Origin of the sequence: Amycolatopsis sp. NPDC051128 (assembly GCF_040682715.1) — a bacterium.
Taxonomy (GTDB): domain Bacteria; phylum Actinomycetota; class Actinomycetes; order Mycobacteriales; family Pseudonocardiaceae; genus Amycolatopsis.
Genome location: NZ_JBFBBN010000004.1, coordinates 185,066 through 204,220, shown reverse-complemented (window position 1 = coordinate 204,220; position 19,155 = coordinate 185,066). Strand labels below are relative to the sequence as shown.

Annotated in this window: 21 protein-coding genes; 7 read left to right on the top strand and 14 right to left on the bottom strand. The window is 71.4% G+C overall.

Going from position 1 to position 19,155, the window contains the following annotated elements; genetic code table 11:
* Positions 1 to 2: 2 nt before the first annotated feature.
* From AB0M82_RS06825 to AB0M82_RS06800, 6 genes are all read right to left on the bottom strand, one after another.
* Positions 3 to 551, bottom strand: a complete 549-nt coding sequence (locus AB0M82_RS06825) for an NADH-quinone oxidoreductase subunit B (RefSeq protein WP_020643101.1) — start codon at positions 549 to 551, stop codon at positions 3 to 5.
* Positions 552 to 555: 4 nt separating this feature from the next.
* Positions 556 to 975, bottom strand: coding sequence for an NADH-quinone oxidoreductase subunit A (locus tag AB0M82_RS06820; RefSeq protein ID WP_360263495.1), 420 nt, complete (start codon positions 973 to 975; stop codon positions 556 to 558).
* 517 nt (positions 976 to 1,492) lie between these two features.
* Positions 1,493 to 2,779 carry a geranylgeranyl reductase family protein gene (locus AB0M82_RS06815; RefSeq protein WP_364718311.1) on the bottom strand — a complete coding sequence of 429 codons (1,287 nt, stop codon included), beginning with the start codon at positions 2,777 to 2,779 and terminating at the stop codon, positions 1,493 to 1,495.
* 10 nt (positions 2,780 to 2,789) lie between these two features.
* Complete coding sequence (locus tag AB0M82_RS06810; protein ID WP_364718309.1) at positions 2,790 to 3,479, bottom strand: class I SAM-dependent methyltransferase; 690 nt, start codon at positions 3,477 to 3,479, stop codon at positions 2,790 to 2,792.
* 112 nt (positions 3,480 to 3,591) lie between these two features.
* On the bottom strand, positions 3,592 to 4,695 hold the full coding sequence (locus AB0M82_RS06805; RefSeq protein ID WP_364718307.1) for a glycosyltransferase: 1,104 nt from the start codon (positions 4,693 to 4,695) through the stop codon (positions 3,592 to 3,594).
* A gap of 3 nt (positions 4,696 to 4,698) precedes the next feature.
* Positions 4,699 to 5,769 (bottom strand): glycosyltransferase family 1 protein, encoded by a 1,071-nt coding sequence (locus tag AB0M82_RS06800; RefSeq protein ID WP_364718306.1) that lies wholly within the window; start codon positions 5,767 to 5,769, stop codon positions 4,699 to 4,701.
* 176 nt (positions 5,770 to 5,945) lie between these two features.
* Here AB0M82_RS06800 and AB0M82_RS06795 point away from each other — a divergent pair, with 176 nt between their 5' ends.
* Entirely contained in the window at positions 5,946 to 6,782 is an 837-nt protein-coding gene (locus AB0M82_RS06795; RefSeq protein ID WP_364718305.1) for an inositol monophosphatase, read from the top strand.
* On the opposite strand, the gene AB0M82_RS06790 is transcribed toward AB0M82_RS06795, so the two are convergent.
* From AB0M82_RS06790 to menD, 3 genes are all read right to left on the bottom strand, one after another.
* Positions 6,779 to 7,225 (bottom strand): DUF3592 domain-containing protein, encoded by a 447-nt coding sequence (locus AB0M82_RS06790; RefSeq protein WP_364718304.1) that lies wholly within the window; start codon positions 7,223 to 7,225, stop codon positions 6,779 to 6,781. The genes AB0M82_RS06795 and AB0M82_RS06790 overlap by 4 nt on opposite strands.
* A gap of 22 nt (positions 7,226 to 7,247) precedes the next feature.
* A complete protein-coding gene (locus tag AB0M82_RS06785) occupies positions 7,248 to 8,762 on the bottom strand; it encodes a M1 family metallopeptidase (protein WP_364718303.1) in 1,515 nt (504 codons plus the stop codon).
* Positions 8,763 to 8,887: 125 nt separating this feature from the next.
* Entirely contained in the window at positions 8,888 to 10,564 is a 1,677-nt protein-coding gene (gene menD, locus AB0M82_RS06780; protein ID WP_364718302.1) for a 2-succinyl-5-enolpyruvyl-6-hydroxy-3-cyclohexene-1-carboxylic-acid synthase, read from the bottom strand.
* Positions 10,565 to 10,621: 57 nt separating this feature from the next.
* Here menD and AB0M82_RS06775 point away from each other — a divergent pair, with 57 nt between their 5' ends.
* The 4 genes from AB0M82_RS06775 to AB0M82_RS06760 all read left to right on the top strand — a co-directional run bounded on the left by AB0M82_RS06775 (position 10,622) and on the right by AB0M82_RS06760 (position 13,927).
* Positions 10,622 to 11,545, top strand: coding sequence for a 1,4-dihydroxy-2-naphthoyl-CoA synthase (locus AB0M82_RS06775; protein ID WP_364718300.1), 924 nt, complete (start codon positions 10,622 to 10,624; stop codon positions 11,543 to 11,545).
* Between the two features lie 60 nt (positions 11,546 to 11,605).
* Positions 11,606 to 12,730 (top strand): o-succinylbenzoate--CoA ligase, encoded by a 1,125-nt coding sequence (gene menE / locus AB0M82_RS06770; RefSeq protein ID WP_364718299.1) that lies wholly within the window; start codon positions 11,606 to 11,608, stop codon positions 12,728 to 12,730.
* 51 nt (positions 12,731 to 12,781) lie between these two features.
* Positions 12,782 to 12,928 carry a hypothetical protein gene (locus AB0M82_RS06765; protein WP_364718298.1) on the top strand — a complete coding sequence of 49 codons (147 nt, stop codon included), beginning with the start codon at positions 12,782 to 12,784 and terminating at the stop codon, positions 12,926 to 12,928.
* A 126-nt stretch (positions 12,929 to 13,054) separates the two neighbouring features.
* Entirely contained in the window at positions 13,055 to 13,927 is an 873-nt protein-coding gene (locus AB0M82_RS06760) for a 1,4-dihydroxy-2-naphthoate polyprenyltransferase (protein ID WP_364718297.1), read from the top strand.
* Here the strand turns inward: AB0M82_RS06760 and AB0M82_RS06755 are convergent.
* From AB0M82_RS06755 to AB0M82_RS06745, 3 genes are read right to left on the bottom strand one after another with little or no spacing between them, the layout of a single operon-like run.
* Positions 13,924 to 15,006, bottom strand: a complete 1,083-nt coding sequence (locus AB0M82_RS06755) for a PLP-dependent cysteine synthase family protein (protein ID WP_364718296.1) — start codon at positions 15,004 to 15,006, stop codon at positions 13,924 to 13,926. The genes AB0M82_RS06760 and AB0M82_RS06755 overlap by 4 nt on opposite strands.
* Complete coding sequence (locus tag AB0M82_RS06750) at positions 15,003 to 15,308, bottom strand: DUF4229 domain-containing protein (RefSeq protein ID WP_364718294.1); 306 nt, start codon at positions 15,306 to 15,308, stop codon at positions 15,003 to 15,005. The genes AB0M82_RS06755 and AB0M82_RS06750 overlap by 4 nt, the downstream gene beginning before the upstream one ends.
* A gap of 11 nt (positions 15,309 to 15,319) precedes the next feature.
* Entirely contained in the window at positions 15,320 to 15,793 is a 474-nt protein-coding gene (locus tag AB0M82_RS06745; protein ID WP_364718293.1) for an Lrp/AsnC family transcriptional regulator, read from the bottom strand.
* A 280-nt stretch (positions 15,794 to 16,073) separates the two neighbouring features.
* Between AB0M82_RS06745 and AB0M82_RS06740 the strand changes: the two genes are divergently transcribed.
* Together AB0M82_RS06740 and AB0M82_RS06735 are read left to right on the top strand one after the other, a co-directional pair.
* Complete coding sequence (locus AB0M82_RS06740; RefSeq protein ID WP_086837800.1) at positions 16,074 to 16,286, top strand: BldC family transcriptional regulator; 213 nt, start codon at positions 16,074 to 16,076, stop codon at positions 16,284 to 16,286.
* Positions 16,287 to 16,436: 150 nt separating this feature from the next.
* Positions 16,437 to 16,622 (top strand): hypothetical protein, encoded by a 186-nt coding sequence (locus tag AB0M82_RS06735; protein ID WP_364718291.1) that lies wholly within the window; start codon positions 16,437 to 16,439, stop codon positions 16,620 to 16,622.
* A 127-nt stretch (positions 16,623 to 16,749) separates the two neighbouring features.
* On the opposite strand, the gene AB0M82_RS06730 is transcribed toward AB0M82_RS06735, so the two are convergent.
* Together AB0M82_RS06730 and ccsB are read right to left on the bottom strand one after the other, a co-directional pair.
* Positions 16,750 to 18,081, bottom strand: coding sequence for a MinD/ParA family protein (locus AB0M82_RS06730; RefSeq protein ID WP_364718290.1), 1,332 nt, complete (start codon positions 18,079 to 18,081; stop codon positions 16,750 to 16,752).
* Positions 18,082 to 18,157: 76 nt separating this feature from the next.
* Positions 18,158 to 19,153, bottom strand: a complete 996-nt coding sequence (gene ccsB / locus AB0M82_RS06725; protein WP_364718289.1) for a c-type cytochrome biogenesis protein CcsB — start codon at positions 19,151 to 19,153, stop codon at positions 18,158 to 18,160.
* Positions 19,154 to 19,155 lie beyond the last annotated feature (2 nt).

Genomic DNA, 19,155 nt, shown 5'->3' with positions numbered 1-19,155 from the left:
CTTTACTTCTTCGCGTACTTGATCGACGACGCGACGAGCTCGGTGCGCGCACCGCTGGCGGCGCGGATCGCGGCGCGGCGGGCGTTGATCGGCTCGTCCTGGATCTTGGCGTGCAGCTTGAGGATCGCGTCCAGCAGCATCTCCGGCCGCGGCGGGCAGCCGGGCAGGTACATGTCGACCGGCACGATGTGGTCGACGCCCTGGACCACGGCGTAGTTGTTGAACATGCCGCCGGAGGAGGCGCAGACGCCCATGGCGAGGACCCACTTGGGCTCGGCCATCTGGTCGTAGATCTGACGCAGGACCGGGGCCATCTTCTGGGTGACCCGGCCGGCGACGATCATCAGGTCGGCCTGGCGCGGCGTGGCGCTGAAGCGCTCCATGCCGAAGCGGGCGATGTCGTAGCGGGAACCGCCGACGGTCATCATCTCGATCGCGCAGCAGGCCAGCCCGAAGGTGGCGGGCCACATCGAGTTCTTCCGCGACCAGTTGACGAGACCTTCGAGACTGGCCAGCAGGATGCCGTTGGGGAGTTTCTCTTCGAGGCCCATGGGTCTAGTTCCAATCCAGGCCGCCGCGCCGCCACACGTAGGCGTACGCGAAGCCGACCGTCGCGATGAACAGCAGGATCTCCACCAGGCCGAACGTGCCCAGTGCGTCCGCCTGCACGGCGAACGGGTAGAGGAAGACCATCTCGATGTCGAACAGGATGAACATCATTGCCGTGATGTAGTACGCCACCGGCATCCGTCCGGCGCCGACGAGCGGCTGCGGGGACGGTTCGATGCCGCACTCGTAGGCCTCGAGCTTGGCCTTGTTGTAGCGACTGGGTCCGACGAGCGGGCCCAGGAGCACCGACAGCACGGCAAACCCGAGCGCCAGCACGAACAACAGGACCAGGGGCAGGTAGGGCTTCAGGCTCGGAGCCTCTTGAGCCAGCTGCACCGTGTCGGTTCGGGTCAGCAACGTCAGCACGGGGTCTTCGCCATCCTTTCCGCGCCGATGCGGTTGTGCTTGTGGTGGGGAACCGCTTGGCCTCGTCGGCACCCTAAGGGACCTGGGTCACACCGCCGAGGGTCAGGGTCTCCTTACGGCCCGTGGCTGGACCGAGCGGGAGGAAACTGCCCGCTTGTGAAATAGTTCACAAGCCACTCGTCGTGGATGTGAAGGGATTCACAAAGCATGGGGGGAGTGTAGGACGCGACTCACATTCTTGTCCCTAGGGGCCCATGTTATAAGGGTTGCCTAACTTCCACCGCCATCGTTGTCACGGCGCGGCGAAGGTGCCCGCGCGACCTGCGCGAAGGCCGTTCAAGATCGCCCACTGACCGGACAATCCGGACGCCGCCATGTGAGCTATCCCACTGACCGCACGGCCAACTTGTTAGGCCACCCGAGTGTCCGCGCGCGCCCAACCCCGAGCTTTCCCTAGGAAAGATGCGTCTCGAGGGCCCGCAGACGCATCTTTCCTAGGGAAAGTGACGGGTTCGGGTCAGCGGGGGGAGGGGGTGAGGCGGGCGAGGGCGGAGATCAGGCGGTCGACGCCGTCGCCGCCCTTGGCGTCGTAGCAGCCCGACAGGCCCTTGTAGACCAGCGGCAGGAGCCTGTCGACGCGCAGCCCGTACTTCGTGCAGGCGTGCATGATCTTCGGCTTGCCGATGATCTTCGCGAACACGTTGCCCAGCCGGTAGTAGCCGCCCATCAGCTCCCCGACCGCGCGCGGGTACGCCTCCAGCGCCCGCTCGCGCGAAGGGCCTTCGCGCCGCGCCAGCGCCTGCACGACGACCTCCGCGGCGATCTGCGCGGACTCCATCGCCGCCGAGATGCCTTCGCCGTTGAACGGGCTGACCATGCCGCCCGCGTCGCCGAGCAGCAGCAGGCCGTCGCGGTAGTGCGGGGTGCGGTTGAAGCCCATCGGGAGGCCGGCGCCGCCGACCTTGCCGATCGCGTTCTCCTCGCGGTAGCCCCACTCCTCCGGCGTCCCGTCGAGCCACTGGCGCAGCAGCGCGCGGTAGTCGGTGTTCCGGAACGACGCCGACGTCGAGAGCATGCCGAGGCCGACGTTCACCGTGCCGTCGCCGAGCGGGAACGCCCAGCCGTAGCCCGGCAGCAGCTTCGGGTCACGCGGGTCCGAGCGGTCCCACAGCTCGAGGTGGCCCTCGATGAACGGGTCGTCGTGGCGCGGGCTCTTGTAGTACTGGCGCACCGCGACGCCCATCGGGCGCTTCTCGTTCTTCTGGATGCCGACGCTCAGCGCGAGCCGCGCGGAGACGCCGTCGCAGGCCAGGACGAGCGGCGCGCGGTAGTGCACCGGCGTCCGATCGGGGCCGACCTTCGCCTCGACGCCGACCACGCGCCCGGCCGGGCTGGTGATCGCGCCGGTGACCGTGGTGCGCTCGTACAGCCGCGCGCCCGCCTTCACCGCCAGCTTGGCGAGCAGGTCGTCGAAGTCGTGGCGGGTGCGGGAAACGCCGTACGGCGGGTAGCTCGTCAGGTCCGGCCAGTCGAGCTCGAGCGTGAGGTCGCCGGTGAGGATCCGCAGGCCGCGGCTGTGCACCCAGCCCGCGTCCTCGCTCGTGTCGATGCCGAGGTCGATCAGCTGCTTGACGCCGCGCGGGGTCAGTCCGTCGCCGCAGACCTTCTCGCGGGGGAACTCGGTCTTCTCCAGCAGCAGCACGTCGACGCCCGCGCGGGCCAGGTAGGTGGCCACGGTGGACCCGGCCGGTCCGGCGCCGACGACGATGACTTCGGCGTCCTGGTCTGCGGTGCGTCGCGTCATACGCGCGAGTTTATGCAGGCTTTCGCGCGCGGTGGATTGCCACGACGCCGAATGTGAGGTTCAACCACTCGACGTCGGTCCAGCCCGCGCTCGCGATGATCTCGCCGAGCGTGCGCTGGTCGGGCCAGGTGAGCATGGATTCGGCCAGGTAGGAGTAGGCCTCGGGGTTGGACGACGTCCGCTTGCCGACCCAGGTGAGCAGCCGCAGCATGAACCGCCGGTGGACGAACCGGATCGGCGCGAACGGCGGCGTCGAGACCTCGCAGATCACCAGGCGGCCGCCCGGCTTGACGACGCGGGCGATCTCGGTGAGCGCGGCCTTCGGGTCGACGAAGTTGCGCAGGGCGAGGGAGATCGTCACGGCGTCGAAGCTCTCGTCCGCGAACGGCAGGTTGAGCGCGTCGGCCGCGACCATCGGGACCCGGCGGTGCAGGCCGGCCTTGAGCATCCCGAACGAGAAGTCCGCGGCCAGGCACCAGGCGCCACCACGGGCGTACTCGACGGTGGACACCCCGGTGCCGGCGGCCAGGTCCAGGACCCGCTCGCCGCGGCGGGCGTCGAGCACGCGGGCGGTGGTGGTGCGCCAGCGCCGGTCGAAGCCGAAGGTCATGAACGAGTTCGCCCGGTCGTACCCGGACGCGACGCCGTCGAACATCGCGGCGACTTCGTGCGGATCCTTGTCCAGGCTTGCGCGTGACATGGCTCGAATCTAGACCGGCTGTCGTCCGGCCATGGAAGGTCCCTCGGAAAGCCGTGAATGGCACATTGAGGGACTTGAAGTCCCTCGATGTGCCATTCACGGCTTTGGACGGTCAGCGGAAGGTGGCCAGCATCCCGGCCACCGCGGCGGGCCAGGTGAACTCCTCGGCCCGCGCCCGGGCGGCCGCGCGGCGCAGATCTTCGGGGCTGTCCAGGAGGTCCGTCACCGCCGTGGCGAACGCGGACGCGTGGTCGGCGACCGCCGCGCCGCAGCCCGGCCGCACGATCTCCCGCAGCGCCGACGACGCCGACACCACCACCGGCGTCCCGGACGCCAGCGCTTCCAAGGCGGCGAGCCCGAAGGTCTCGTGGGGGCCGGGCGCCAGGGAGACGTCCGCGCTGGCCAGCAGCCGGGCGACGTCGCCGCGACCGGACAGGAACCCGAGGAACGTCACCGGCAGGCCACGTGCCCGGCGTTCGAGGGCGCGCCGTCGCGGCCCGTCGCCCGCCACCGCCAGCCGCACCTTCGCGCCGGCCTCCGTCAGCTCGGCGACGGTGTCCACGCTGCGCTCCACGTGCTTCTCCGGCGACAACCGTCCGCAGTGGACGAGCAGCGTGTCCGCTCCCCCGGCCAGGCCGGCGCGCCAGCCGTCGTCGCGCATGGTGGGCCGGAACGTCGCGAGGTCGACGCCGAGGGGCACCCGGCGGACGTTCGGCGCGGCGATCCGGTCGAACTCCGCGCGGGCGAACGCCGTCGTGCAGACGACGGTGTCGTAGCTCGCGGCCATCCGCCGGTTCGCGACGTCGGCGACGCGGCGCGCCACCGGCGCGGGCAGCAGGAACTGCTCCAGCAGCCGGTCGAGCCGCTCGTGGGAGATCACCGTGCTGGGCACGCCGTGGTGCCGCGCCCAACCGCCCATCCCCCGCAGCGTGAGCCGGTCCGACACCTCCAATCGATCGGGCTCGAGCCTTCGCAGCACCGCGCGGACGCGGTGGGGGTCGACGGCGCGGTAGCCGCCGGTGCCCGGGATCTTCGGCGCCGGCAGGGAAAACCGGCGCACGCCGGTCGGCAGGACCTCGTCGGCGTACCGGGTGCCGGGCACCACGAGCGTCACCCGGTGGCCGCTCGCGACGTACCCGGCGCCGAGGTGGTGCAGCGCCGTGCGCAGGCCGCCCGAGCGCGGCCCGTAGAAGTTCGCGAGCTGGACGATGTGCACGCCTCAGGCCGCGCGGGCGGCCCGGCCCTGCACGGCTTCGTAGTGCCCCAGGAGCTCGTGGCAGACGGCGGGCCAGGTCCGCCCGAGCACCACCTTGCGTGCCTTCTCGCCGAGCCGGGCCCGCAGCGCGGCGTCGCGCAGGGCGCCGACCTTCGCGACCAGCGCCGGGCCGAACTGCTCGCGGTCCGCGGGCAGCAGGTAGCCGGTGCGGCCGGGCAGGACGAGGTCCTTGGGGCCGCCCGCGTCCGGCGCGAGCACCGGCAGGCCGGAGGCCATCGCCTCCTGCACCGCCTGGCAGAACGTCTCGTGCGGTCCAGTGTGGACGAAGATGTCGAAGCTCGCGTACGCCGCAGACAGCTCTTCGCCGTACTTCGCGCCGAGGAACGCCGCGCCGGGCAGCTGCTCGCGCAGGGTTTCCAGCTCCGGTCCGTCGCCGACGACGACCACGCGGATCCCCGGCATCCCGGCCAGCGCGGCCAGCCGGTCGACCTCCTTTTCCGGCGCCAGCCTGCCGACGAACCCGACGAGCAGCTCGCCGTGGGGCGCCAGCTCGGCCCGCAGCGCCGGGTCGGCGTGTGCCGGGGAGAACCGGTCGACGTCGACACCCCGCGCCCAGCGGTGCACCCGCGGGACGCCGTGCAGCCGCAGCTGCTCGACCGAGTCGCTGGACGGCGCCAGGGTCCGGTCGGCGCGCGAATGCAGCCGCCGCACCCAGCGCCACGCGGCCCGCGCGGCGATGCCGAAGCCGTACGCGGCGGCGAACCCGGCGATGTCGGTCTGGTAGACGGCGATCGACGGCACCCGCAGCCGGCGCGCCGCGGCGAGCCCGCGTGCGCCGACGACGAACGGCGAAGCGAGGTGCACGACGTCGGGACCGAACGCGGCCAGCGCGTTCAGCACGGTGCGCGTCGGCACGCCGATCGGCAGGGAGTGGACGCCGGGGAAGTCGAGCGCCGGGATCCGGACCACCGGGGCGCCGCGGTAGGAGTCCGGGCCGGGGCCGGGCGCGATGATCAGCACGTCGTGCCGGCGTTCGCGCAGGTGCTCGACCACCCGCAGGACGGAGTTGGTCACGCCGTTCACCTGGGGCAGGAAACTTTCGGTGACTATCGCGACTCGCACGATCCGACCATCGCAGCCGATCCTGGCGACCGCGTGACACCACGGCCAACGCTGCCGGAACAGATCGGCCACGACATGTCATCTCAAGGTCGTGTCCCGTTATCCAGCGGGGCCCAGACTAAGCAGGCATGACCCTCTTGTCCTCCAGGCCGCCGCGGCCCGTGGAGCCCGGCCTGCTGTCGAGGGCCCTCGAAGTGGCCGGGCGACTGGCCAACGACGCCACCGACGTGATCACCGCGACCGCCGGCCGCGGCGCCCACCCTTCGACACTGGATTCGCCGTTCGACTGGGTCACCGACACCGACCGGATCCTCGAGCGGCACACGCGACGCGTGCTGACCGCCGAGTTCCCGGGCATCCCGGTGGTGGGCCACGAGTTCGGCGCCGACCACGGCGCGGACGTCGCCGAGTACCGCTGGGTGGTCGACTCGGTGGACGGCACCGCGAACTACGTCGCCGGAGTGCCGTGGTGCGCCTACAGCCTGGCGCTGGTCGACTCGGCCGGTCCGGTGGTCGGCGTGGTGGCGGACCCGTACCGCGGCCAGATCTACGCCGCGGCGCGCGGACGAGGCGCCCGCGCCAACGGCAAACCGATCCAGCTGACGGACCGCAGCGTGACGGCGGGCACGATCGTCTGCACGGAGTTCGCCCGTCGCGGGCCCTGGCCGGGGATGGGCGGGTTCATCGAACGCGCGGCGGCGGCGCACGCGGGGGTCCGCGTGCTGGGCTCGGCGGCGTTGTCGATCGCCCAGGTGGCACTGGGCCACGCGGCGGCGGCGGTGCTGCACAGCTACCACGAGTGGGACGTCGCGGGCTCGGTGGCGATGGCCATCGAGGCGGGCGCGGTGGTGCTGGACAAGCACGGCGAGGACACGGCGTTGCCGACCGACGGGCTGCTGGTCGCGGCGCCGGGCGTGGCCGACGAGGTGCTGGGCTGGTGGCAGGAGACGGCCCACGCGGGCTAAGCCGCCGCCGGCGTCTCGGCCTTCGCTCGCTTGTTCTGCCGCCGGATCCACCACAACGCCGGGCCGGCCACCAGCCACGTGAAGAACACGAAACTCCCCAGCGGCAACAGCGTCAACGTCGCCGAGCGGCCCGCCACGCGCGCCAGCTCCGGGTCCGACGCGTCGTACTCGACGCGGACCAGCTGGCCCGCCGCCAGGCCGTCCGGGTACAGGACGCCGTTCGCCGGGCTGTGGACGATGCCGTCCGGGGTCTCGAAGTGGATGATCGTGCGGTCGAACGCCACCGAGTCCACCGTGGCCGTCGCCGTGCCGAGCTGGGCCGAGATCGCGCGGTCGTTGCGGATCGCCGCGAACAGCAGGCACACGCACATCACGGTGAGGAGCGAGGCGACGCCGATGATGACCCACCACCCGACGCGCCTCGCCCGCTCACTCTTGCTCACGCCGCGAGCGTAGCGGTCCCGGCTACCCCGCGTGTTCCGCGGCGAGGAACCGGTGGTTCGCCTGGATCTGGTCGTACGACTTGGGCTTGGCCGGAGCCGCGGCACGGAAAGCGGAGACAGCGGCGCCGTTCGGGCCCACCGCCGGCTTGCCCGCCGTGTACAGCCAGGTCTGGAACAGGTCGTGCAGCGGCTTGCCCGAGATCTTCTCCGCCAGCGCGATGAACTCGAGGATCCGCCCGTGCGACCCGCCCTTCTGCGCCTGCCACGTCTTCAAAATGGCAAAGAACGCCTGATCACCCACGGCCGTCCGCAGCGCCTGGAGCGTCAGCGCACCCCGGTCGTACACGGCGTTGTCGAACTGGTTGTCCGCGCCCGGGTCGGCCGGGACGAGCTTCCACAGGTCGGCGTCGGCCGCGTTCGAGTCGTACGTGTACTGCGCCAGCTCGGCGACCGAGCCTTCGCCTTCGTGCTCCGACCACAGCCACTCGGCGTACGACGCGAAGCCCTCGTTCAGCCAGATGTCGCTCCAGCGGCCGAGCGAGACGTTGTCGCCGAACCACTGGTGGGCGTTCTCGTGCGCGATCAGCGTCGTGTTCGAACCCGCGCGGAAGTTGCGGGCCCCGTAGGTCGGCCGGGTCTGGTTCTCCAGGGAGAAGCCGATGCCGCTGGTCACGACGCCGCCCTCGGCCTCGAACGGGTACGGCCCGAACTGGGTGCCCAGGAACTCGTTGATCTCCGGCGTGCGCTCGACGCTGGCCTTCGCCGCGCCCAGCGAGTCGCCGAGGTCGGCGCCGTACGCCGTGACGAACGGCTTGCCGTCCGGCGTCGTGGACTCGAGGACCTCGTACTTGCCGACGATGAACGACGTCAGGTAGGTCGCCTGCGGCTTGGTGCTCCGCCACTGCCAGCGGGTCCAGCCGGCGCGCTGCTTCGTCGTGCGCACCAGGGTGCCGTTGGAGATGGCGGCGTTGTCGTCAGGCGCCTCGATCGAGACGTCGTAGGTCGCCTTGTCCGTCGGGTGGTCGTTGGCTGGGAACCACCACGCGGAGCTCTGCGGCTCGTCGATGCCGAGCGCGCCGAAGGAACCCTTCTTCCACGCGTTCAGGCCGTCGACCGTCTCAGTCGACGGGACGTCCGAGTAGGCGACGACGACGGTCGCCGTCTGGCCCTTGAGCAGCGGCTGCGCCGGGATGACGACCAGTTCGCCGTTGCCGGTCTGGTTCGTGAACGCCGCCGGCCGGTTGTTCACGCGCACGCTCGACGCCTTCAGCGCGAAGTCCAGGTCGAACCGCGAAAGGTCCTGCGTCGCGGTGAGCAGCAGCGTCGTGGTGCCCGCCAGCACGTCGGTCGCGGGCTGGTAGGTGAGCCGGATGTCGTAGTGCAGCACGTCCGTGCCGCCGTTGCCGGCGTTCGGGTAGTAGGGGTCGCCGACGCCCGGGGCGCCGGGCGAAGGCGCCGCGCTGGCGGTTCCGGCGAGCAGCACCGAGACGACACCGGCTGCGAGCGCACCCAGGCCGGTGCGCGTTCTTGCACGCATTCGTTTTCCTCCAATGGAGTGTGGAGCAGCGCGCTCGAACGTAGCCAGCCCACGGGGTGCCAGGTACCCGCGAAGGAGGGTTCTTACCACCTGGGATCTCACCCGGAAAGCGGTTGACCGATTGCTCAGACGGCGGAAACCGCCGAGGAGACCGCCGCCCGCAGGCGGGCGTGCAGGTCACGGTGCCGCGACCGGTCCACCCGCACCTCGACGACCCGCAGCCCGGGCTCCGGCCGCAACGCCGACCGGAACTCGGTCAGCGTCTCCGCCACGACGTGCGGGACGCGGTAGCCCGCGCACAACGCGCCCAGGTCGGCGCCGTGCGGGGTGCCGAAGACCCGCTCGAAGCTCGCCGCGTGCTCCGGCGCGCCCTGTTCGAGCAGCGAAAAGATCCCGCCGCCGTCGTCGTTGAGCACCACGATCGTCAGGTCGGGCCGCTGCTCGGCGGGCCCGGTCAGCAGCCCGGACGCGTCGTGCAGGAACGTCAGGTCGCCGAGCAGCGCGTACGACGGGCCACGGTGGACGTGGGCGGCACCGATCGCCGTCGAGACCGTGCCGTCGATGCCCGCGACACCGCGGTTGCGGTGGACGAGGACGTCCGGGCGCAGCCGGCCGGCCAGCGCCACGTCCCGCGTCGGGTTGGACGAGCCGACCACCAGCAGGGAGTCCGGGGGCAGCGCGTCCACCAGCTCGGTCGCCACCCGCAGCCCGCTCGGCCACGGCTCGTCGGCCAAGGTGGCCGCCACCGCCCCGGCGGCCGCCGCGTCGGCGCGGCGCCAGCCGGCGAGCCACTCCGGGTCGGCGGGCTTGGTCGGCTCGTCGAACCACTGCCCGACCTGCCGGACGTTGTGCGCGGGCGCCGGCCAGTCCGAGTCCGGGCGCACCAGCAGCACCTCGACCGAGGCGTCGGAGAGCACGTTCTGGATCTGCCGGAACACCGTCGGCCTGCCGAGGCAGAGCACCTGCTCCGGCTTGTGCTTCGTGATGAACTCCTCGACGTCCAGCAGCCACGCGCCGGACGAGATCGCCGTGCCGCCGGACAGGCCGAGGCCGCCGGTCTCCGACACCACCGGCCAGCCGTGCTGCTCGGCCCACTCGCTGGCCGCCTGGACGCCGGTGTCGCACGCGATGACCAGGCCGTGCCGCGCCGAGGGCACCACGAACGACGGGAGCGCGCCGAAGTCCGGCAGCTCGGTCCACCGGGAGCCGTCCGAACGGCCGTCCAAGGACTCGTACCACTCACCGTCATCGTCGACGTCCGGGACGAGCGGCTCGCGGAACGGGATGTTCAGGTGCACGGGGCCGCAGCGCCACTCGCCGTAGGCGGCGTTCCAGGCCCGGCAGATCTGGCTGCGCCAGTACGAGTTCTGCCCGGCCCGCCGCTCGGCGACGGCCAGCTCGTCGAAGTAGCGGATCGCGTTGCCGAACAGCTGGTGCTGGTCGATGACCTGCGACGCGCCCGCGGCGCGCAGCTCGGGCGGCCGGTCGGCGGTGAGCACGATCAGCGGGACGCCGGCCCGGTCGGCCTCCAGGACGGCCGGGTGGAAGTTCGCGGCCGCGGTGCCCGACGTGCAGAGCACGGCCACCGGGCGGCCGGTGCGCGCGGCGATGCCGAGGGCGAGGAAGGCGGCGCCGCGCTCGTCGATGCGGACGTGCAGCTGCAGCTTGCCCGCGGCCGCCGCGTCATACAGCGCGATCGACAGCGGCGCGTTGCGGGAACCGGGGCAGAGGACGACGTGCGAAACGGTGTTGCGGACGAGTTCGTCGACGATGACCCTGGCCTGCGCGGTGGAAGGGTTCACCGGCACGCCCCTGGTACACCCAGCTGGTTCATGTCCACACGTCCTATCCTCGCAAACGTGGATGACGCCCGAGTTTCCGAGCTGTTCGATCCGGCCGCGTGGACCGAGGTCGAAGGTTTCGCCTTCACCGACATCACCTACCACCGCTCCGCCGAGAGCCGGGGCGGCAAACGCGTCGTGCGCATCGCGTTCGACCGGCCCGAGGTCCGCAACGCCTTCCGGCCGCACACCGTCGACGAGCTCTACCGGGCGCTGGACCACGCCCGGATGAGCGCCGACGTCGGTTGTGTCCTGCTCACCGGCAACGGCCCCTCGCCCAAGGACGGCGGGTGGGCGTTCTGCTCCGGCGGTGACCAGCGTATTCGCGGACGCTCCGGGTATCAGTACGCGAGCGGCGAGACCTCCGACACGGTGGACCCCGCGCGGGCGGGCCGGCTGCACATCCTCGAGGTCCAGCGGCTGATCCGGTTCCTGCCGAAACCCGTGATCGCGGTGGTGCCGGGCTGGGCCGCGGGTGGCGGGCACTCCCTGCACGTGGTGTGCGATCTCACGCTCGCTTCGGCCGAGCACGCGAAGTTCAAGCAGACCGACGCCGACGTCGGTTCGTTCGACGGCGGCTACGGCTCGGCCTACCTGGCGAAGATGGTCGGCCAGAAGTTCGCCCGCGAGATCTTCTTCCTGGGCCGCGAGTACTCCGCCGAGCAGATGCACCACATGGGCGCGGTCAACGCCGTCGTCCCGCACGCCGACCTCGAAAAAGAGGCTCTCGACTGGGCGTGGACGATCGCCGGCAAGTCGCCGACGGCGCAGCGCATGCTGAAGTACGCGTTCAACCTCACCGACGACGGCCTCGTCGGCCAGCAGCTGTTCGCCGGCGAAACCACCCGGTTGGCGTACATGCAGGACGAAGCCGTCGAAGGCCGTGACGCGTTCCTCCAGAAGCGTGACCCCGACTTCAAGGACGTCCCCTATTACTACTGACTTCGCACTTTCGCTATGAAAGTGCGAAGTCCTCACGCGGATTTCACATCGGGAGGTGAGATGCGGACCGTCGGGCTCGACGGCTCCCGCGAGGCGCTCGAAGCGCTGATGGGGGCTGTCGCGGACGCGCTGGGCGGCGGCCCGGCGGTGCTGCCGTTCACCGACCCCGCGCTGCGCGACGCGATGGCGCCGGACCGGCCCGCCGAGCCGGACACCGCCGTGGTCATCGCCACCTCGGGCTCGACCGGCGCCCCCAAGGGCGTGCTGCTGCCGGCCCGGGCGCTCACCGCGTCCGCCGAGGCCACCCACGCCCGGCTCGGCGGTCCCGGGCACTGGCTGCTCGCCACTCCGGCGCACTACATCGGCGGGCTGCAGGTGCTGGTCCGGTCGCTGCTGGCGGGCACCACCCCGGCGCTGCTGACCGGCACCGGCTTCCGGCCGGACGACTTCGCCGCCGCGGCGGCGACGCTGAAGGGCAGCCCGCGGTACACGGCCCTGGTGCCCACCCAGCTCGTCCGGCTGCTCGACGACGGCGGCGCGGGGCTGGCCGCGGCGAAGACGTTCGACGCGATCGTGGTCGGCGCGGCGGCGACCACGCCGGCGCTGCGGGAGCGTGCCGCCGACGCCGGCGTCCGGATCGTGCCCGCGTACGGGATGAGCGAGACGGCGAGCGGCTGCGTCTACGACGGCTTCCCCCTCGACGGCGTCCGCGTCGACGTGTCCGGTGACCGGATCCGCATCGCGGGCGACGTCCTCGCCCACGGCTACCGGCTCCGGCCGGACCTCACGGCGGAGGCGTTCCGCGACGGCTGGTTCACGACATCGGACCGTGGGGTCCGGCACGGCGACGGCCGCGTCGAGGTGCTCGGCCGGGCCGACGACATGATCAACACCGGCGGCGTGAAGGTGTCGGCGAACGCGATCGAACGGTGTCTCCGCGCGCAGCCGGGGGTGCGCGACGCGTGCGTCGTCGGCCTGCCGGACCCGGAGTGGGGCGAGGCCGTGGTGGCGCTGGTCGTCCCGGCCGGCGAGCCCGGCGATCTGCGCGCGGCGGTGCGCGCCGAGCTGGGTGCGGCGTCGACGCCCAAGCGCGTCGAATACGACGCTGAGCTGCCCCTCCGGGGGCCGGGCAAGGTCGACCGGGCGGCGGTGAAGGCCCGGCTTCGGTCGGGTTCGACCGGCTGAATGGCGGGACTTCGTTGACATGCACGGGGTGCGCCCGCTTGGCTACTCACCATGACGCGCTGGATCAGAACCGCTCTCATCAGCACTGCCGTCACGCTGGGGGTCCTCCTGCCCGCCGGCGCGGCCCTGGCCGCCGACGGCTCGACGGTCGATCCGAACAGCGGCTCGCTCGTCTGGCAGCTGCCGACCGCCGACTGACGCCCGCGAGGACCGCGCCACCCCCTCGGCGGCACGGTCCTCGCGACCCCCAGCGGGTGCCGCCCGTGCGCCGGGCTCTTCCCGGGTTCCCGCCCGGCCGTGATCGACATGGCGTTGAATGGCGCCATGGCGAGCTTGAGCGAGTGGATCGAAGGGGCCCGGCCGCGGACGCTGCCGAACGCGGTGGCGCCGGTGGTGGCGGGCGCCGGCGCGGCGATCGCGCTGGACGCGTTCTCGTGGTGGCGTTCGGCGCTGGCCCTGCTGGTCTCCCTCTCGCTGATCATCGGCGTCAACTACGCCAACGACTACTCCGACGGCATCCGCGGCACGGACGAGCACCGCGTCGGCCCGCTGCGGCTGGTCGGCTCCGGTGTCGCCGCGCCGAAGGCCGTGCTCACCGCCGCGCTGATCTCCCTGGGCCTCGCCGGCGTGCTGGGGCTGGTCCTGGTGGCGGTCAGCGGCCACTGGTGGCTGCTGGGGATGGGCGCGCTGTGCATCCTCGGCGCGTGGTTCTACACCGGCGGGAAGAAACCCTACGGCTACTACGGCTTCGGCGAGATCGCCGTTTTCGTGTTCTTCGGCCTGGCGGGCGTGCTGGGCACGGTGTACGTCCAGGCCGGCCGGGTCAGCTGGGCGGCGCTGGGGTGCGCGGTCGCGGTCGGCTGCTTCTCGACGGCGGTCCTGACGGCCAACAACCTCCGCGACATCCCCACGGACGTCGAGGCAGGCAAGCGCACTCTCGCCACCCGCCTTGGCGACAAGGGCACGCGACGGCTCTACGTGGCGCTGATCGGGATCCCCTACTTGATCAGCCTGTCGTTCGTCTTCACCGGCTATCCGACGGCCGCGCTGGCGGCGCTGACCATCGCCGTACTGCTTCCGGCAGCGGGGGCTGTCCAAAGCGGGAAGACCGGCCGCGAGCTGATCCCCGCGCTGCGCGACACCGGCCTGGCCATGCTCGTGTGGGCCTTGATGACCGCCGTCGGGATGAACATCTAGCTCTCCGGGACGAACTTCCCGGTCGTCAGGAACTCCTCGAACAACGCGGTGTGCGGCGCCAGGTCCAAGCCCTGCTTGGCGAGCCACTCGTCGTTGTAGTACGTGTGCGCGTACCGCTCGCCGCCGTCGCACAGCAGCGTGACCACGCTGCCCGCCTTGCCGTCCTCGACCATCCGCGAGATCAGCCGGAACGCGCCGTAGAGGTTCGTGCCCGTCGAGCCGCCCGCCCAGTGGCCGGTGCGCTCGCGCAGCAGCCGGATCGCCGCCAGCGAGCCGGCGTCGGGGATCCGGAACATCTCGTCGATGACGCCGGGCACGAACGACGGTTCGCAGCGTGGCCGTCCGATGCCCTCGATCCGGGACGGCATTCCGGTGGCGTAGTCCAGCGCCCCGGTCTCCCAGGCGCCGTAGAAGGACGAGTTCTCCGGGTCGACGACGCAGACCTTCGTCGTGTGCCGCTTGTAGCGCACGTACCGGCCGAAGGTCGCGCTCGTGCCGCCCGTGCCCGCGCCGACGACGATCCAGGCGGGCACCGGGTGGCGCTCCGAGCGCATCTGCGCGAACACCGACTCCGCGATGTTGTTGTTGCCCCGCCAGTCCGTCGCGCGCTCGGCGTAGGTGAACTGGTCGAGGTAGTGCCCGCCGCACTCGGCCGCGAGCCGCTCCGCCTCGGGGTACATCGCCGGCGCCTCGTCGACGAAGTGGCACTCGCCGCCGTAGAACTCGATGAGCGCGACTTTCTCCTGCGACGTGCGCCGCGGCACGACGGTGATGAAGCGCAGCCCGAGCATCCGGGCGAAGTAGGCCTCGGACACCGCGGTGGACCCGCTGGACGCCTCGACGAGCACGGTGTCCGGCCCGATCTGGCCGTTGACGAGCCCGTAGAGGAACAGCGACCGGGCCAGCCGGTGCTTCAGCGAGCCGGTCGGGTGGACGGACTCGTCCTTGAGGTACAGGTCGATGCCCCATTCCGGGGGCAGCGGGAAGACGTGCAGGTGCGTGTCGGCGCTGCGGTTGGCGTCGGCCTCGATGATCCGGACGGCCTCGCGCACCCAGCTGCGGTTGTGCGGCCGGCTCACTCGGGTTGCCCCGCAGGGCCGGCAGTGCCGCCAGTGTCGCCCCGGAGCTGGGCGCGCAGCTGGGCCCGGGCGCGGGCCCGCTTCTCGTTGCGCCGCGCCAAGCCGGCCGTGACGCGGGCGTTGAGCGGACGGAACAGCAGCAGGCCGAGCGGCAGCCCGACGACCAGGCCGATGAGCAGGGCGACCAGGAACGGCACACCGACCAGGGACAGCACCGACGCGATCACGCCGACCAGCACGAACCGTGCCAGCAGGTACAGCGTCAGGTCACGGGGCAGGTGGTCGGCCTTCACGTCGCTCACAGCAACGCAGGCTACGCCCCGCCTGCCCGGTCCTTCTGCAGGCCCGCGTTGTTCGGGCGGCCCTCGAAACGCGTCGAGAGCACGACGGTGGTGTTCGTCCGCCCGACGCCGGGGATGCGGCGGAGCCTGCCGAGGGTGCGCTCCAGCTCGTCGACGGTCGGCACGCGCACCTTGACGACGAACGCCTCGTCCCCCGCCACCGCGTAACAGCTCTCGACCTCGTCGAGCTCGCCGAGCGCGTCGGCGACGTCGTCTTCGGTCGCGGTGTCGGTGGGATGGATGCTGACGAGGGCGGTCACGCCGAGGCCGACCGAGCTCGGGTCGACCACCGCGTGGTAGCCGGTGATCACGCCGGCGGCTTCGAGTTTGCCGACCCGCTCGTGCACCGACGACGCGGACAGCCCGACGGCTCGCCCGAGGTCGGCGTAAGTGGCCCGTCCGTTGATGCGCAACGCTGCGATGATCTTCCGGTCCAACTGATCCACGGGATCACTCTATGCGGTCGGACAATCCCCCATTGGCACCACACCGCGCGGCCGATACCTCGGCGGAACCGCGTCCGGGCACGTCAGGTCACCGCCAGATTAGTTGCGCGCCGTAAGCAATCTGTCCGTTTTGACCTTTAAGGGCTCTTTACTCTTGGACAACCGTTCGAGTACCTGACGGGTGAAGTGCAACGATTGCCGCGTTGGCTACCCCGGCGCGACGGGCAGAAGGGCCCGGACGCCTCCCGGTATAGCAGTGATGTCGTTAAGGAGGCGGAAAATGACCGCGACGATGGGCGGACGACTGCTCACCCCAGGCGAGGTGGCGGCACTCTTCCGAGTGGACCCGAAGACCGTGACCCGGTGGGCCACGGCCGGGCGGATCGGCTCGATCCGGACCCCGGGCGGGCACCGGCGGTTCCGCGAGTCCGAGGTGAACGAGCTCCTCGCCGAGCTGACCACCGACGCCAGCGAACCGGCGCGCACCGCCTGAACCATTTCCGGCGCGGGGCCGTGTCGGGTACGGGGAACCACCCCGTCCCGCGCGGCCCCTCGTGCTTTGGTCGTCACTCCGCAACACGGGGTCGAGCCGAAAACCGGCCGAAGAGGCTAACCTCGGGGGACCCACACGGAAGGATCCGGCATGCTCGCTCTGCTCGCGGCGGTCGGCGCACTGGTCGTCGCCCTGCTCCTGTGGCGGTCGTTCGCCGGTCAGCGGGTCGGCGTCCCGTCGGCCCCGCGCCGCGCCCCGATCGCCCCGGACGACGACCCCGACTTCCTGCGCCAGCTGGCCGAACAGCAACGCAAACGCCGGGACGAAGGCCTCTAAGCGGCCTTTACCTTCACAGAACCCGTAACTCGCGTGACTGGGGCCGTAACTCGCGTGATCAGAGCCGGAACTCGCGAGATACGGCCCCGATCACGCGAGATACGTCCCTGATCACGCGAGTTACGGGTTAGCGATAGCCCTGCGAGAGGGGGGTCGCGAAGCCGTCGGCGACGGTCGCCGCCAGGTCCAGCAGGGCCAGGCGGGTGTCACCGGACAGGCGGTCCAGCTCGATCTCCGCGCCCTCCTCGAGGTGCGGGTCGAACGGCACCTTGCAGACCGCGCGGACCTTGGCGCCGAAGTGCGCCGACAGCTTGTCGAGGTCGACCGAGCCGCCCTTGGGGCGGACCGAGTTGATCACCGCGACCGAGCGTTTCACCAGCTCGCCGTAGCCGTGGGCCTCGAGCCAGTCCAGCGTCGCCGAAGCGCTGCGGGCGCCGTCCACCGAGCCCGACGACACCACGACCAGCGCGTCCGCGACGTCCAGGACGCCCTTCATCGCCGAGTGCATCAGCCCGGTCCCGCAGTCGGTGAGCACGATGTTGTAGAAGTGCTCCAGCAGGTTCACCGTGCGCCGGTAGTCGTCCTCCGAGAAGGCCTCCGACACGGCCGGGTCCTGCTCGCTGGCGAGGATCTCCAGCCGGCTGGAGCCCTGCGACGTGTACGACCGGACGTCGCTGTAGCGCGTGATGCGGGCCGCGTCGCGCAGCAGGTGGCGGACCGTCGCCGTGGTTTCCAGCGGGATCTTCTGCGAGAGCGTGCCGCGGTCCGGGTTGGCGTCCACGGCGACCACGCGGTCGCCGCGCAGGGACGCGAACGTCGAGCCCAGCGTCGTCGTCACGGTGGTCTTGCCGACGCCGCCCTTCAGCGACAGCATCGCGATCTTGTAGCACCCGCGCAGCGGCTGGTTGACCCGCGCGATGAGGTCGCGGCGCTGGGTGTCGGCCGGGCTCTCACCCGGGTTGATCAGCTTTCCGGAGCCGACGTAGAGCGCCTTGCGCCAGCCGGACTGCGGCGGCCGCTTGACCTGCTTGACCAGGTGCGCGGTCGACAGGTCGTGGCCGTGGCCCGGTTGCGGCGGCGGCGCTTGCCTGCCGCCCTGCGGCTGCGGCAGGCCGGACGGCTGCTGGGGCTGCGGCGGGTACTGGGCCTGCGCCTGGGCGTACTGCTGCGCCGGGTCGCCGTACTGCGGCTGCAGCGGCGGGAGGTTCTGGTCGTAGCCGTACTGGGGCACCTGGTGCGGACCCGACACGGCCGGGTTGGGCACCTGGTGCGGGCCGGACACGGCCGGGTTGGGCGGCGGCGCGACCGCCTGCGTCGGCTGCGCGTCGTACGCGCCCGGCGTCTCCGGGTGCGGGTGCGAGTCCGTCCGGTCGTCGGCGAACAGCCCGGCCGCCCCCGCCGACTGCTGCGCCGCACCCGATTCGGCCTGCTCGGGGCGCTCTTCGCTGGATCCGGTCACCGGTGAAAAACCTCCGCGCGCTCCGCCTGACACATCAGTCCCGACGCCGACGGTAGTCGGCGGACGCGCGGAATGCTCAGCCCACCCCGGCGTAGGAGTGCAGGCCGACCGAGACGAGGTTCACGAAGAACAGGTTGAAGATCATCGCCGCGAACCCGACGATGTTGATGACCGCGGCCCGTGCCCCGCGCCAGCCCGCGGTCGCCCGCGAGTGCAGGTAGGCCGCGTAGACCACCCAGGCGATGAACGCGCAGGTCTCCTTGGGGTCCCAGCCCCAGAACCGGCCCCACGCCGACTCGGCCCAGACGGCGCCGCAGAGCACGCCGAAGGTGAACACCGGGAAGGCGAAGATGGTCGTCCGGTAGGCGATCCGGTCGAGGACGTCGGCCGCGGGCAGCTTCGAGGCGAAGCGGACGAACTTCACAGTGTTGTTTTCAAGACCGTCCTTCGCTGTGCTTTTTTCGTAGGCCGCCCGGAACAGGTAAAGCACGCTCGCGACACCCGGGACCAGGAACACGCCGGAGCCGATGATGGCCGCCGAGACGTGGATGACCAGCCAGTACGACTGCAACGCGGGCTGCACCGGCGCCGCGATCGTGTACAGCATCGTGCCGTTGACGAACATCAGGATCACGACGGGCAGCAGCAGGAAGCCGGTGAGGTGCCGGACCGGGAACTTGTACATGACGATCAGCCAGGTGACCACCGTGATGAAGGTGACCGCCATGCCGTACTCGTACATGTTGCCCCATGGCGCGCGGTGCACGGCGAGCCCGCGCAGCACGATCGCCGCCAGCTGCAGCAGCGCGCCGAGCACGAGCAGCGCCGCGCCCATCCGGCCGATCCGTTCGGGGCGGCCGACCTCGCGCTGCGCGGCCTGGACCTCCTCGGTCGGCGGGCCGCCGGCGCCGACGAGCTCGCGCGAGCGCCGCTGGGCCCGCTCCATGGCGAGCCGGCCCTTGGCGCCGAAGCCCTGCTCGATCAGGGTGAACATCAGCGCGACGACGTAGATCGCGGCGGCGGTGGTGTACAGCCAGTCGCTGTACTGCGACAGCGTCTCGTTGATCGGCATGC

Coding starts and splice junctions, on each gene's coding strand:
- AB0M82_RS06785 (WP_364718303.1), bottom strand. CDS start 8,762: ATGCGTGCAAGAACGCGCACCGGCCTGGGTGCGCTCGCAGCCGGTGTC.
- AB0M82_RS06760 (WP_364718297.1), top strand. CDS start 13,055: ATGGCGAGCTTGAGCGAGTGGATCGAAGGGGCCCGGCCGCGGACGCTG.
- ccsB (WP_364718289.1), bottom strand. CDS start 19,153: ATGCCGATCAACGAGACGCTGTCGCAGTACAGCGACTGGCTGTACACC.
- AB0M82_RS06735 (WP_364718291.1), top strand. CDS start 16,437: ATGCTCGCTCTGCTCGCGGCGGTCGGCGCACTGGTCGTCGCCCTGCTC.
- AB0M82_RS06825 (WP_020643101.1), bottom strand. CDS start 551: ATGGGCCTCGAAGAGAAACTCCCCAACGGCATCCTGCTGGCCAGTCTC.
- AB0M82_RS06795 (WP_364718305.1), top strand. CDS start 5,946: ATGACCCTCTTGTCCTCCAGGCCGCCGCGGCCCGTGGAGCCCGGCCTG.
- AB0M82_RS06815 (WP_364718311.1), bottom strand. CDS start 2,779: ATGACGCGACGCACCGCAGACCAGGACGCCGAAGTCATCGTCGTCGGC.
- AB0M82_RS06810 (WP_364718309.1), bottom strand. CDS start 3,479: ATGTCACGCGCAAGCCTGGACAAGGATCCGCACGAAGTCGCCGCGATG.
- AB0M82_RS06740 (WP_086837800.1), top strand. CDS start 16,074: ATGACCGCGACGATGGGCGGACGACTGCTCACCCCAGGCGAGGTGGCG.
- menE (WP_364718299.1), top strand. CDS start 11,606: ATGCGGACCGTCGGGCTCGACGGCTCCCGCGAGGCGCTCGAAGCGCTG.
- AB0M82_RS06765 (WP_364718298.1), top strand. CDS start 12,782: ATGACGCGCTGGATCAGAACCGCTCTCATCAGCACTGCCGTCACGCTG.